The organism is Kitasatospora sp. NPDC056181, assembly GCF_042266225.1.
Lineage (GTDB): Bacteria > Actinomycetota > Actinomycetes > Streptomycetales > Streptomycetaceae > Kitasatospora.
In genome coordinates this window covers 40,477-52,680 of record NZ_JBHJUK010000054.1, presented here as the reverse complement: position 1 = coordinate 52,680, position 12,204 = coordinate 40,477, and the positions used below count along the sequence as shown (strand labels likewise).

General features: G+C 74.7%; 11 protein-coding genes and 1 pseudogene. 5 read left to right on the top strand and 7 right to left on the bottom strand.

Annotation, left to right across the window (positions count from 1 at the left end; translation table 11 throughout):
* The 3 genes and pseudogenes from ACFC1F_RS21295 to ACFC1F_RS21285 all read right to left on the bottom strand — a co-directional run.
* A pseudogene (locus ACFC1F_RS21295) lies at positions 1-209 on the bottom strand (MFS transporter); the annotation flags it as partial.
* Between the two features lie 210 nt (positions 210-419).
* Entirely contained in the window at positions 420-1,439 is a 1,020-nt protein-coding gene (locus tag ACFC1F_RS21290; protein ID WP_376160293.1) for an ABC transporter substrate-binding protein, read from the bottom strand.
* A gap of 130 nt (positions 1,440-1,569) precedes the next feature.
* Entirely contained in the window at positions 1,570-2,373 is an 804-nt protein-coding gene (locus tag ACFC1F_RS21285; RefSeq protein WP_376160291.1) for a MerR family transcriptional regulator, read from the bottom strand.
* Between the two features lie 180 nt (positions 2,374-2,553).
* Here ACFC1F_RS21285 and ACFC1F_RS21280 point away from each other — a divergent pair, with 180 nt between their 5' ends.
* The 3 genes from ACFC1F_RS21280 to ACFC1F_RS21270 are packed head-to-tail and all read left to right on the top strand — an operon-like array spanning position 2,554 to position 5,962.
* Positions 2,554-4,128, top strand: coding sequence for a flavin-containing monooxygenase (locus ACFC1F_RS21280; RefSeq protein WP_376160289.1), 1,575 nt, complete (start codon positions 2,554-2,556; stop codon positions 4,126-4,128).
* Positions 4,125-5,072 carry an alpha/beta fold hydrolase gene (locus ACFC1F_RS21275; RefSeq protein ID WP_376160287.1) on the top strand — a complete coding sequence of 316 codons (948 nt, stop codon included), beginning with the start codon at positions 4,125-4,127 and terminating at the stop codon, positions 5,070-5,072. Before ACFC1F_RS21280 ends, ACFC1F_RS21275 begins: the two co-directional genes overlap by 4 nt.
* Positions 5,069-5,962, top strand: a complete 894-nt coding sequence (locus tag ACFC1F_RS21270) for an SDR family oxidoreductase (RefSeq protein ID WP_376160285.1) — start codon at positions 5,069-5,071, stop codon at positions 5,960-5,962. The genes ACFC1F_RS21275 and ACFC1F_RS21270 overlap by 4 nt, the downstream gene beginning before the upstream one ends.
* 44 nt (positions 5,963-6,006) lie before the next feature.
* Here ACFC1F_RS21270 and ACFC1F_RS21265 read toward each other — a convergent pair whose 3' ends face one another.
* The 4 genes from ACFC1F_RS21265 to ACFC1F_RS21250 are packed head-to-tail and all read right to left on the bottom strand — an operon-like array spanning position 6,007 to position 9,067.
* On the bottom strand, positions 6,007-7,041 hold the full coding sequence (locus ACFC1F_RS21265) for a serine hydrolase domain-containing protein (protein ID WP_376160283.1): 1,035 nt from the start codon (positions 7,039-7,041) through the stop codon (positions 6,007-6,009).
* Positions 7,042-7,974, bottom strand: coding sequence for a DUF6895 family protein (locus tag ACFC1F_RS21260; protein WP_376160281.1), 933 nt, complete (start codon positions 7,972-7,974; stop codon positions 7,042-7,044).
* Complete coding sequence (locus ACFC1F_RS21255; protein WP_376160279.1) at positions 7,971-8,831, bottom strand: hypothetical protein; 861 nt, start codon at positions 8,829-8,831, stop codon at positions 7,971-7,973. Before ACFC1F_RS21255 ends, ACFC1F_RS21260 begins: the two co-directional genes overlap by 4 nt.
* A 44-nt stretch (positions 8,832-8,875) precedes the next feature.
* Entirely contained in the window at positions 8,876-9,067 is a 192-nt protein-coding gene (locus ACFC1F_RS21250; RefSeq protein ID WP_209409192.1) for a hypothetical protein, read from the bottom strand.
* A 232-nt stretch (positions 9,068-9,299) separates the two neighbouring features.
* On the opposite strand from ACFC1F_RS21250, the gene ACFC1F_RS21245 reads away from it, so the two are divergent.
* Both ACFC1F_RS21245 and ACFC1F_RS21240 read left to right on the top strand, forming a co-directional pair.
* A complete protein-coding gene (locus ACFC1F_RS21245) occupies positions 9,300-10,073 on the top strand; it encodes an SDR family NAD(P)-dependent oxidoreductase (protein ID WP_376160277.1) in 774 nt (257 codons plus the stop codon).
* Between the two features lie 264 nt (positions 10,074-10,337).
* Positions 10,338-12,158 (top strand): ABC transporter ATP-binding protein, encoded by a 1,821-nt coding sequence (locus ACFC1F_RS21240; RefSeq protein ID WP_376160275.1) that lies wholly within the window; start codon positions 10,338-10,340, stop codon positions 12,156-12,158.
* The last annotated feature ends 46 nt before the right edge of the window (positions 12,159-12,204 follow it).

Here is a 12,204-nt window from a genome sequence, read left to right as displayed (position 1 = left end):
AGGCCGACCAGCGGACCGCCGACCGCCTGCCCGACGGCCAGCGCCCCGGCGACCACCGAGCCGCGCCAGACGCTGCCGGTGTTCCGGGTGACCAGCAGCAGCGTGCCGATCGGGCACATCGCGTTCGGCAGCCGGCCCAGCAGCGACCAGACCAGCACCCCACCACCCGTCAGCTGTGCCGCCGAACGGAACTTCGTGACCACGGACATCCTGCCGAACCCCCACACGGAGCCGGGGTGGGCGCCCGCCTCCCACCACCGGCCCGGCCTGGTGACTGCGGCCCGCGGGTGAGCTCCGACCGTACGGCCCGGATGATCCCCCGGGTAACCGTACGATCACCCAGCGCATTCGGGGCAAGGTGATCGACCGGCTTGGAGGACCGGCCAACGGGGCCGGTGGCCCGCCGCCGAAGGCTCGTCTCAACCGACGAGGTCCCTGCGGATCTGGTCCAGGACCAGGCCGGCCCCGGTGTAGCCGATGCCCAGCATCCAGAGGCCGTCGTCCACCGCGAAGACCCGCCCGCCGCGCACCGCGTCCAGGTTCTTCCAGAGCGGGCCCGCCATGATCTTCTTCTGGTCGGACCGGGCCGGGTCGCCGTAGACCGAGTAGAAGATGACGTCGGCGGCCGCCTGGTCGACCTGCTCCGGGCTGATCTCGATCGAGAAGCCGGCCTTGTCCTGGTTGGCGGGGCGGCCGAGGCCGAGGTCCTTGAAGACCGAGCCGGCGAAGGTGTCGTTCAGGTAGAGCCGGGTGGGCGCGCCCGCCAGGAAACGGGCCAGCTCCACCCGGGTGGCCGCCGCCTTCTGCGGCCCGCCGAGCGCGGCGACCAGCTCCGCGGCCCTGGCCCGGTACGCCGCCTCCGCCGCGGCGGCCTCGCTCTCGCGGCCGAGCGCCTCGGCGTGCAGCCGCACGTTCTCCTTCCAGGCCGGTCCGGTGGTCCTGGTCAGCACGGTCGGTGCGATCTTCGACAGCTCGTCGTACCGCTTGTCGTCCCGGACCTGGTTGCTCAGGATGAGGTCCGGCCTCAGCGCGGCCACGGCCTCCAGGTCGGGCTGGCCGATGGTGCCGACGGTCCTGGTCCCGGCCAGCCGCGCGGCCGGCAGGTACCCGGAGAGCGGCGCACCCTCGGCGACGACGGTGGCGCCGACCGGGGTGACGCCGAGGGTGACGGCCGAGTCCAGGGCGTCGGTGTCCAGCACGACGACGCGGGCGGCGCGGGCGGGCACGGTGCTCTCGCCGCGCGCGTGCCGGACGGTGCGGGTGCCGCCGTCCGCGCTCCCCGGGCCGCCCGCGCGGGCGGGCCCGTCGGAGCCGTTCGATCCGCAGGCGGCGAGCGCGAGGCCGGAGGCGAGGGCGAGGAGGCTGCGGCGGCGGAGGCCGTGGCGGGCGGGGTCGGGCGCCGGGTCGGGTTCGGGATCGGCGGGCAGAGCGGACGGCATCGGGGCGACTCCGTTGCGGAAGGCGGCGAGGCGCCCCGATCCCTGCCCGCCGACGGCCGCGGCCACGCCTCGGGCGCGGGGGCGTACGGGAGTGGCGGCGGGGCGGGCGCGCGCGGCGGCCGCCGGGGGTTCAGCCCTCCGCAGCGTCCCCCTCCTCCCGCTGCTCCAGCCGCTGCCGCAGCAGCTCGTCGTACTCGGCGTGCACCCGCCGGTCCATCGCCAGCGCGAACTGGGCGTCCGTGACGGTCCGGGCGAGCGGGCGCACCCGCAGGATCTGCTCGGTCAGGCGGGCCGCCTCGCCGGGCGGCAGCGGGGCGTCGGCGGCGAGCGCGCCGAGGATCCGGTCGCGGACCAGTGCGGTGAAGATCTCCGCGATCGCGTCCACGTGCTCCTGGGTGCGCCGGCTGGCCTCCAGGACGACCGCGAGCGGCACGCCCTCGGCGACCAGGGCCGTGGTCGCGTCCATCAGCCGGCGGCTGACGTGGGTGATCCCGTCCTCGTCCGGCGTGACGTAGCCCTGGGCGATCGACTCGGCCGTGGTCTCCTCGGTGAGCTGGTCGCCGAAGGTGGCCCGCAGTTCGGCCCAGTCCACGTGGACCGGCGTCTCGTCGGACCACGGCGCGATGATCGCGGCCTCCAGTCCGATCAGCTCGGCGACGTCCCGGCCGCTCTCTCCGGCTCCGATCAGCTCGGCGATGCCGCCCAGCGTGTGGCCGCGCTCCAGCAGTTCGGCGATCACCCGGAGGCGGGCCAGGTGCGCCTCGCCGTACCAGGCGATCCGGCCCTCCTTGCGCGGCGGCTGGAGCAGCTTGCGCTCGCGGTAGAAACGCAGGGTGCGGGTGGTGATGCCGGCCGCCTCGGCCAGCTCCTCCACCCGGTACTCGCGCTTCCCGTCGCCCGTAGCTGCTCTGACCCTGTCCACGGCGCTCAGCATAGGACCGCCGATCGTGGAAGTGGGGCGGCCGGACTCCTTCCCTCCGCTGTCGGCACGGGCTAACCTGCCAATCGTGCCAGTGATTGCTGGCATGGTTATGGCGACGGTGTCACGGCACCATGAAGGCGGCACGTCGCAGCGAGTGCGCACCTCAGGCCCCCACCCTCAGGAGGACGCCGAATGGCATCCACGAGCAAGCGCCCCAGCCCCGGCGCGCCCGGCCGGGACTCCCGGGCCGAGGCCGCCCGGCCCGTCCCGCACGTCCGGGTGGCGGTCATCGGCTCCGGCTTCGGCGGCCTCGGCGCCGGCGTCCGGCTGCGCCGGGCCGGCATCACCGACTTCGTGATCCTGGAGCGCGCCGACTCGGTCGGCGGCACCTGGCGGGACAACAGCTACCCCGGCTGCGCCTGCGACGTCCCCTCCCACCTGTACTCCTTCTCCTTCGCGCCCAACCCCGACTGGCCGCGCAGCTTCTCCGGCCAGCCCGACATCCGCGCCTACCTGGAGAAGGTCGCCGACGTCTTCGGCCTCCGTCCGCACCTGCGCTTCCACACCGAGGTCACCGAGGCGCGCTGGGAGGCGGAGCACACCCGCTGGCGGGTCACCACCACGGCCGGCGAGTGGACCGCCGACGCCGTGGTCTCCGCCGCCGGCCCGCTCGCAGACCCGCAGATCCCGGACCTGCCGGGCCTGGACGCCTTCCCCGGCAAGGTGTTCCACTCCTCCCGCTGGGACCACGACTACGACCTCGCCGGCCGGCGGATCGCCATGGTCGGCACCGGCGCCTCCGCCGCCCAGATCATCCCCGAGATCCAGCCGAAGGCCGGCCGGCTGACGGTGTTCCAGCGCACGCCGGCCTGGGTGCTGCCCCGCCGCGACCGCGAGATCACCGAGATCGAGAAGTGGCTGCACGGCCGGCTGCCCGTCACCGCCAAGCTCCGCCGCGGCGCCCTGTTCGCCCTCCGCGAGCTCCAGGTGGACGCCTTCGTCCGCCGCCCCGGCCTGCTGAAGGTGGTCCAGCAGCTCGCCGAACGGCACATCGCCCAGGGCGTCGCCGACCCGGCGCTGCGCGCCAAGCTCACCCCGGACTACCGGATCGGCTGCAAGCGCATCCTGCTCAGCAACACGTACTACCCGGCGCTCGCCGCCGCCAACACCGAAGTGGTGGCCTCCGGCCTGCGCGAGGTGCGCGGCTCCACCCTCGTCGCGGCCGACGGCAGCGAGCACGAGGTGGACGCGATCGTCTTCGGCACCGGCTTCCACGTCACCGACATGCCCATCGGCGCCCGGGTGTTCGGCGTCGACGGCACGAGCCTGGCGGAGCACTGGAAGGACGGCATGGAGGCGCTGCGCGGCTCCACCGTCCGCGGATTCCCCAACCTCTTCTTCGTCATCGGCCCCAACACCGGTCTGGGCAACAGCTCGATGATCCTGATGATCGAGTCCCAGCTGAACTACCTGGTCGACGCGCTCACCACGCTCGGCTCGATCGGCGCCACCGCGATGCAGCCCACCGAACGGGCCCAGCGGCACTGGAACCTCGAACTCCAGCACCGGATGGACCGCACCGTCTGGACCACCGGCGGCTGCCGCAGCTGGTACCTCGACCCGAGCGGGAAGAACACCGTGCTCTGGCCCGGATCGACCACCGCCTTCCGCCGCGCCACCCGCAAGGTCGACCTCGGCGAGTACGAGCTGATCATGCGCACCACTCCGGCGCCGCGCCCGGCCGAGACCGAGGAGGCCCTGGCGTGAGCCCCGCGATCCCCGCCGACCACGTACCGCCCGCCCCCGTCGAGGAGTTGGACGTCCGCTCGGCCGACGGCATCCGCCTGCACGTCGAGATCCACGGGCAGCCGGCCGCCCCGACCGTCCTGCTCGCCCACGGCTGGACCTGCTCGACGGCCTTCTGGGCACCGGTGATCCGACGGCTCGCCGACCGCTACCGGGTGGTGGCGTACGACCAGCGCGGCCACGGCCGCAGCGAGCTCCCGCCCAGCCGGCTGCGCTACTCCACCCGCGCGCTCGCCGAGGACCTCTCCGCGGTGCTCACCCGGACGGTCCCCGAGGGGGAGCGCGCCGTCCTCGTCGGCCACAGCATGGGCGGCATGACGATCATGGCCGCCGGCGGGCGTCCCGAGGTCGCCGGGCGGACCGCCGCCGCGGTGCTGGTCTCCACCGGCCCGTCCGACCTGGTCGCCGAACTGCGGGTGCTGCCCGACGCGGTCCGCGCGCCGCGGCTGCGCCGTCTCCTGCACCGCCGGCTGCTCCGCTCCCGCCTGCCGCTGGGACCGGTCGGACCGGTCAGCCGCGCCGCGCTCAAGTACGCGACGATGGGCCCGGGTTCGCCCGCCGACCAGGTCGAGGCGACGGCCCGGATCGTGCACGCCTGCCCGACCGCGGTCCGGGCCTCGTGGGCGGGCGTGCTGGACGTGCTCGACGTCCGGGCCGGGCTGGCGAGGCTCGCCGCGCCGACCGCCGTCGTGGTCGGCACCGACGACCGCATGACCCCGCCGGTGCACTCCCACCGGATGGTCGCCGCGCTGTCCGACCCGCAGGGCCTGCTCCTGCTGCCCGGCGTCGGCCACATGGCACCACTGGAGCGGCCCGTCGAGGTCGCCGCCGAGATCGACCGGATGGCCGCCGCCCACCTGGCGGCGACCCGACTCCCCAGCCAGCAGAGGAGCCTGACCGCATGAGTGCCGTTCCGCCGCTGTCCGCTCAGGTCGTCGTCGTCACGGGTGCCGCGCGCGGCGTCGGCGCCGCCCTCGCCCGCAAGCTCACCGCCCAGGGTGCCAAGGTCGCGCTGCTCGGCCTGGAGCCGGCCGAGCTCAAGGCCGTCGCCGCGCTCTGCGGCCCGTCCGCCACCGCCTGGGAGGCCGACGTCACCGACGTCGAGGCGCTCACCGAGACCGCCCGGCTGATCAAGGAGCACTACGGCCGGATCGACGCCGTCGTCGCCAACGCCGGCATCGCCATCGGCGGCCCGCTGCTGGACAGCGACCACAAGGCGTTCAGCCGGGTGATCGAGGTCAACCTGCTCGGCAGCGTCGCCACAGCCCGCGCCTTCCTCCCGGCCCTCGCCGAGAGCCGCGGCTACCTGCTCCAGATCGCCTCGCTGGCCGCGCTCACCCCCGCCCCGCTGATGAGCGCGTACTGCGCGAGCAAGTCCGGCGTCGAGGCCTTCGCGCACTCGATCCGCGCCGAGGTCGCCCATCAGGGCGTCAAGGTCGGTGTCGGCTACCTGAGCTGGACCGACACCGACATGGTGCGCGGCGCCGACCAGGACGCGGTGCTCAGGCAGATGCGCTCCCGGCTGCCCTGGCCCGCCAACAAGACCTACCCGCTCGGCCCGGCCGTGGACCGCCTGGTCGCCGGCATCGCCCGCCGCTCCGCCCACGTCTACGCCCAGGCCTGGCTGCGCGGCATGCAGCCGGTCCGGGCGATCCTGCCCCTGGTGATCGCCGCCGTCGGCTCCCGCGACGTCGCCAGGCTCGCCCCGCAGCTGGCCGCCACCGCCGCCACCCGCCTGCGCCCCGTCGGCGCCGGCGGAGCGGCCGACAGCGCCGCCCGCTCGGCGAAGCAGTGAGCGGCGGCCCCTGAACCGGGGCCGGGCGGCGGTCCCGTCGGCCGTCAACCCCGCTCGTGCGAGAGCCTCTTCAGCACCTCGTACCCGCCCTGGACGAACCGGCCGTCCAGGGCGGGGCCACAGTTGGCGAGGGCGGCGACCGCCGTGGCGGACCGGGGGCAGAAGCCGACGAAGGCGGTGAAGCCGCGGGTGGCGCCGGAGTGGAAGTAGAGGTCGCGGCCCTCGATCCGGCGGTGGTTCCAGACCAGGGCCAGCTGGTCGGCCGAGCGGGGCAGGCGCAGCCGGGGGCGCTGGACGTCGCGCAGGGCGGCGCCCAACTCGCACCCGCCCGGCGAGAGGTGGGCCCGGAGATAGCGCAGCAGGTCGGCGCCGCCCGCCCGGACGGCGCCGGCGCCCGGCAGGCCGGGGATGTGCCAGGGTGGCAGCGGGCGGCCACGGCGGTGGCCGGTGGCCCGGCCCGGGGTGTCGCGGCCGGTGGTGGCGGAGCGCAGTCCGAGCGGGCGGCAGACGCGGTCGGCGAGCAGTTCGGCGTAGGTGCCGGCGCCGGTTTCGGCGAGCAGCCGGCCGAGCAGCCCGACGCCGTAGTTGGAGTAGGCGAAGTAGCTGCCGGGCCGGTGGTGAACGGTGGTTCTGGTCAGTCCCGACCTCAACTGCTCGTCCCCGAAGGCGGCGTAGGGGTTGCTGAAGAAGGCGGGGAGGGCGCCGGCCAGCAACCCGGGCGGCAGCCGGGGGAGCCCCGAGGTGTGGGTGGCCAGGTGCAGCAGCCGGATCGGCGCGCCGGAGCGGACGGCGGCGGGCCGCCAGTGACGGGGGAGGTGGCGCTCCACCGGGTCGTCCAGCGCGAGTTCGCCGCGCGCGGCCATGGTCGCGAGCAGCAGGGCGGTGAACGTCTTGGTGACGGAGCCGAGTTCGAAGACGGTCTCCGGAGTGCAGGGCGCGGCGGTGTCCCGGCCGAGCCGCCCGTGGCAGTGGACGGCCTGCCGGTCGCCGGCCACCACCGCCAGGGTGACGGCGGTCGCGTACGGCGCGGCGGCCCGGACGATCCCGTCCAACTCCGCCTCGCCGGGCGGCCGTTCCACCTAGGCCGCCACGGACGCGCCGCCGAGTGCGCGGGCGAGGGTGGTGGTGGCGGCCACCACGGTGACGACGGCGGTGTGACCGTGGTCGGTGAGCAGCTGCTCGGGGTCGTCGGTGATCGGGTCGGTGTCGCGCGGCACCAGGCCGTCCGCCCGCTGGGCGGCGGCCAGCGCCTGCCACCCGGACGCGCCGGTGTCGGGCTCGCCGATGCAGGCGGCGACGACGAGCAGTTCGCCGACCAGGTCCCACTGGCCGATCTCCTGCCAGATGTCCAGCCAGGCGGGCAGCCAGTCGCCCAGGTAGTCGCGCATCGGGGCGGGCAGGCCGTCGGGCCGGGCGCCCCAGTCCGTGAGGTGGAAGACCGTGTGGGTGACGTCGTAGGCGGTGAGCCAGTCGATCATCCAGGGTTCCGGCGTGGCGCCCAGCCAGGTGGCGGAGGCCAGGGCGGACCAGTCCGGCTGCCGGGCCAGCCCGACCACCCGGCGCGCGTTGGCCACCGCGAGGCGGCGGTTGGGCAGGAGCTCCATGGCCTGGACGGCGCGGAGCCCGGCCAGCGACTCCAGCAGCCCTTCGAGGACGCGGTGGCGGTAGCCGGCCCGGGCGAAGTGGACGTAGACCTCCAGCGGGTCGGTCATCAGCGGGTAGCGCAACTGCCGTTCGTAGAGCAGGTCCCCCTCGCGCAGCTCCGCCCAGCAGAGGTCGAGGACGCGGCGGGCGATCCGGCTGTCCTCCGCGCCGCCGACCCCCTCGCGCAGCAGCAGTCCGGTCGCCAACGCGGCCTCGCCGAGCGGCTTGTAGACGTTGTTGGGGTCGGCCAGGTCGATGGTGGCGTCCTCGGGGAAGCGGCCGAGGCCGTTCTCGTAGCAGCCGTGCAGCCAGCGCAGGGCGCCGGAGGAGACCTGTTGCGCGGTGCGCAGGACGGCGGGTGCGGTCATGCCGGCACTCCTTTCAGCATGCGCTCGGCGATGGCGACCTCGAGTGCGGAGCGGGCACTGCCGTCGCCGGCCGCCCGGATCCGGTCGAGGACCGGGGCGAGGTCGAGCCGGGCCGGGACGCCGTCCGCCCCGGTCCGGGCCAGCCAGCGGGCGAGGCGGGCTGCGGTCCGGTGGTCGCGACGCAGCATCGACCGGACGGCTCCGCGGGCCAGGGCCAGGTCGTTGCGGCGCGCCAGTTCGTGGACCGGGCCGTCCAGTCCGGGCAGCGCGAGCGAGGAGAGCTGGGCCATCATCACCGACCAGCGGGGCCAGCCGAGTTCTCCGGGCCCCGGGACGGCGCCGGGTACGTGCTCGGCGGTCACGGCGGCGGACGGTGTGGTCGGCGCTCCGGCCCGGGTGAGCAGCTGGGCGGTGGCCCGGTCGCGCCAGGCGGTGACGAGCGCGGCCTCGGGCCGGGTGCCGGCGGCGGCGGTGGCAGCGGTGGCCGTGGTGCCGGTGGAGGGGAACATGTCGAGGGCCTGCGCCACCACGAGGGCGGTCGCCGCGTCAGGGGCCCGGCCGTCGAGCAGCCCGGGGGCGAAGGCGTCCGGCCCGAGGATCCGGACGGCCGCCAACTCCGCCCTGGTCGGCGAGGGTTCACCGGTCAGGGCCGGTTCCCGGGGGTCGCCGGTCAGGGCCGGTTCCCCGGTCGGCCCCGGTCCACCGGGAAGGGCCGCACCGGAGGGCGGTGCGCTGCCGTCGGGCCGGGCGGGCGCGGCCGGGCCCCCGCCGCCCCGGAGGGCGTCGAGGACCCGGCCCGCCACTCGCTCGACGGCCGCGGCGTACTCGTCACGGAGGGAGGTGTCGGCGAACGGCATGAGGATTGACTTCTCCTGTTCTGGAGACCGGTGCGTCCGGTGGCCTACCGGGTCTTCTCCTTGGGCTGCTTCGGCGACAGCAGCAGGAGGGCGAGCAGCACGCCGGCGGCTTCGGGGCAGTACGTGGGCGCGTCGCTGACGGCAGCCTCGTCCTCCGTCATCAGCGTGCCGAGCGCGTCGGCCTCGGCCGGCGTGGCAAGCGGGGCCCTCGTGGTGCGCGTGGTCTGAGCAAGCATCAGGTGCCTCCTCATCGAAGATGTCATCGCCTGGCCCGGCGATGCCCCTCTACCGACGATACGGGTGCGAACCGTCTGATGCCACCCCGGTACGCTGCGTGACCGGCGACGAAGTCCGTTGCCCGGTGCGGGAGGTCGGCGCAGGGGCGGAGCCCGGCGCGCGGCCGGCCGGACCGGGGCGCGTCGCGGATTGCGGTACCCGTCGCCGGGCGTAGTCGGTACGGTCAGGGGCATGACCACTGCCTTGATCACCGGCGCGACCGCCGGCATCGGAGCCGCGTTCGCCCGCCGGCTCGCCCGGAGCGGCTACCAGCTCGTCCTGGTGGCCCGAGACACCGAGCGGCTGGAGCGTTCCGCCGCCGACCTGCAAGCGAAGTACGGCGTCGACACCGAGGTGCTGACCGCCGACCTCGCCACCGAGGACGGCATCGCCGCCGTGGAGGCGCGGCTGGCCGACGGCGCCCGCCCGGTGGACCTGCTGGTGAACAACGCGGGCTTCGGCAACAAGGGCGCCTTCCTGACCGTCCCGCTCCAGGACGAGCTGGACATGCTGAAGGTGCACGTGGAGGCGATCCTCAGGCTCACCACCGCCGCCCTGCCGGGCATGCGCGAGCGGCGCCGCGGCGCGATCGTCAACGTGGCCTCGGTGGCGGCCTTCCTCCCGCGCGGCACGTACGGCGCGAGCAAGGCGTGGGTGGTGAGCTTCACCCAGGGCGTGCAGCGCGACCTCGGCGGTGCCGGGGTGCGGCTGATGGCGCTCAGCCCGGGCTTCACCCGGACCGAGTTCCACCAGCGGGCCGGCATGGGGACGGGCAACATCCCGTCCTGGGGCTGGCTGTCCGCCGAGCGGGTGGTCGACGAGGCGATGCGCGACCTGGCCCGCGGCCGCTCGTTGTCCGTCCCGGGCAAGCGTTACAAGATCGCGGTGGCGATCGCCCGCCTGCTGCCGTCCGGCAAGCTCGGCGGGCTGTCCTCGAAGGCGGCGCGCACCTACCGGACCAACTAGCGGGCCGCGGGGCCCGGGGGCGGGCGCGCGAGGCGGCCGCGGGGGCCGCGGGGGGTCGGGGCGGTCGGGGTCGGGGCCGGGGCGGAGGGCGGAGCCGGGGCTCCGCCCGGGAATAGAGCGAGCCTCACTATTAGCTTCGCTAACTATGAGCTATTCTCGCTATGCTGGCGGCCGCCCGACCGCCATGCCCGCCGTGCCCGCCGCGCGCCCGTGCGGCGTCGTGCCCGCCGCGCGTTCGCGCATCCGATCCAGGGAGGACCGCCCTTGAGGCCCGATGGCATCCGATGGACCCCGCCCGACCGGGCCGCGGACGAACCGCGCCCGCCGGCCCAGTGGCGCCGCATCCTCACGCTGTTCCGCCCGTACACGGGCCGGCTCGTCGTGGTCGGCCTGCTGGTGGCCGCCTCCGCCGTGGTGTCGGTGATATCGCCGTTCCTGCTCAGGGCCGTCCTGGACACCGCCATCCCGCAAGGCCGCACCGGTCTGCTGAGCCTGCTCGCGCTCGGCATGATCGCCGCCGCCGTGGTCAACAGCATCTTCAACGTCCTCCAGACGCTGATCTCCACCACCGTCGGCCAGCGCGTCATGCACGACCTGCGCACCGCCGTCTACGGACACCTCCAGCGGATGTCGCTGGCCTTCTTCACCCGGACCCGCACCGGCGAGGTGCAGTCCCGGATCGCCAACGACATCGGCGGCATGCAGTCCACCGTGACCTCCACCGCCACCTCGCTGGTCTCCAACTTCACGAGCGTGATCGCCTCCGTGGTCGCGATGGTGGCGCTGGACTGGCGGCTCACCGTGGTCTCGCTGCTGCTCCTGCCGCTGTTCGTCTGGATCAGCCGGCGGGTCGGCAACGAGCGCAAGAAGATCACCGCCGAGCGGCAGAAGCAGCTCGCCGCGATGAGCTCGGCGGTGCAGGAGTCGCTGTCGGTCAGCGGCATCCTGCTCGGCCGCACGATGGGCCGCTCCGACTCGCTGGCCAAGGAGTTCACCGGGCAGTCCGACGAGCTGGCCGAGCTGGAGGTGCGCGCCAGCATGGCGGGGCGCTGGCGGATGAACACCATCCAGATCGTGATGGCCGCGATGCCGGCGGTGATCTACTGGGCGGCCGGCCTGGCCGCGGCCGACGGCGCGCCGATCGTCTCCGTCGGCACCCTGGTCGCCTTCGTCTCGCTCCAGCAGGGGCTCTTCCGCCCGACCGTCAGCCTGCTCTCCACCGGCGTGCAGGTGCAGACCTCACTGGCGCTGTTCCACCGCATCTTCGAGTACCTCGACCTCCCGGTGGAGATCGCCGAGCCCGAGCAGCCCGTGGAGCTGGAGGGGCTCCGCGGCGAGGTCCGGTTCGAGGGCGTCGACTTCCGCTACGACCCGGAGCAGGAGCGGCCGACGCTGTCCGGGGTCGAGCTCAAGGTGCCGGCCGGCAGCTCACTCGCCGTGGTCGGCGAGACGGGCTCCGGCAAGACCACCCTCAGCTACCTCGTCCCGCGCCTCTACGACGTGACCGGCGGCCGGGTCACCATCGACGGCGTGGACGTCCGCGACCTCTCCTTCGACACGCTGTCCCGCGCGGTCGGCGTGGTCTCCCAGGAGACGTACCTCTTCCACGCCTCGGTCGCCGACAACCTGCGCTTCGCCAAGCCGGACGCCACCGACGCCGAACTGGTCGCCGCCGCCGGGGCCGCGCAGATCCACGACACCATCGCCGGCCTGCCCGACGGCTACGACACCCTGGTCGGCGAGCGCGGCTACCGCTTCTCGGGAGGGGAGAAGCAGCGCCTCGCGCTCGCCCGGACCATTCTGCGCAACCCGCCGGTGCTGATCCTGGACGAGGCCACCAGCGCGCTGGACAACCGCACCGAGCACGCCGTCCAGCAGGCCATCGACACCCTCGCGGCCGGCCGGACTACCATCACCATCGCGCACCGGCTCTCCACCGTCCGGGCCGCGGACCAGATCGTCGTGCTGGACCGCGGGGAGGTGGCCGAGCTGGGCACCCACGACCAACTGGTCGAGGCGGACGGCCGCTACGCCGCGCTGCTGCGCCGCGAGGCACCGGTGGCCGCGGCGCCGGGGCGCGCGTAACGGCCGCTGCGTTGCCGGGGCGGCGTGCTGTCCGTCCTGCGGGCCG

Excerpts from the sequence above, each read along its gene's own strand:
- ACFC1F_RS21250 (WP_209409192.1), bottom strand. The coding sequence starts at position 9,067 with ATGCTTGCTCAGACCACGCGCACCACGAGGGCCCCGCTTGCCACGCCG.
- ACFC1F_RS21245 (WP_376160277.1), top strand. The coding sequence starts at position 9,300 with ATGACCACTGCCTTGATCACCGGCGCGACCGCCGGCATCGGAGCCGCG.
- ACFC1F_RS21260 (WP_376160281.1), bottom strand. The coding sequence starts at position 7,974 with ATGACCGCACCCGCCGTCCTGCGCACCGCGCAACAGGTCTCCTCCGGC.
- ACFC1F_RS21255 (WP_376160279.1), bottom strand. The coding sequence starts at position 8,831 with ATGCCGTTCGCCGACACCTCCCTCCGTGACGAGTACGCCGCGGCCGTC.
- ACFC1F_RS21270 (WP_376160285.1), top strand. The coding sequence starts at position 5,069 with ATGAGTGCCGTTCCGCCGCTGTCCGCTCAGGTCGTCGTCGTCACGGGT.
- ACFC1F_RS21280 (WP_376160289.1), top strand. The coding sequence starts at position 2,554 with ATGGCATCCACGAGCAAGCGCCCCAGCCCCGGCGCGCCCGGCCGGGAC.
- ACFC1F_RS21290 (WP_376160293.1), bottom strand. The coding sequence starts at position 1,439 with ATGCCGTCCGCTCTGCCCGCCGATCCCGAACCCGACCCGGCGCCCGAC.
- ACFC1F_RS21285 (WP_376160291.1), bottom strand. The coding sequence starts at position 2,373 with ATGCTGAGCGCCGTGGACAGGGTCAGAGCAGCTACGGGCGACGGGAAG.